Here is a 363-nt window from a genome sequence, read left to right on the forward strand (position 1 = left end):
AAAAAGATAACTCATTGAAATAATGGCATAATACTTGTTTTCTGACGACGAATATGATGACACATTTCAATGAGTTAAATCTCATCTTAAACAAATATCTAAAGTGGAACAAATCACATGCAAAATGTTTTACACTGATTATGCTTGCATTAATTGTAAAACAGACATGTAATCTTTCTTCTGCATCTAAAGCATTACCTATCAAGTGCTCACCACAATCATTTTATCGACGTATACAACTACAACGCTTCTTTGCAGATCAGTATTTCGATTATCGTCAAATTTTTCAGTTAATTTTCAATATATTTTCATTCGATAAAGTCCAATTAACTTTGGATAGAACCAACTGGAAATGGGGAAAAC

At 30.6% G+C, this 363-nt stretch carries 1 pseudogene; it reads left to right on the forward strand.

The features are described 5' to 3' along the window. Positions 1-56: 56 nt before the first annotated feature. Positions 57-363: pseudogene (locus tag NO346_RS14695) on the forward strand (IS4 family transposase); the annotation flags it as partial.

The sequence above is a fragment of the Acinetobacter sp. 5862 genome (genome assembly GCF_024494585.1).
Lineage (GTDB): Bacteria > Pseudomonadota > Gammaproteobacteria > Pseudomonadales > Moraxellaceae > Acinetobacter.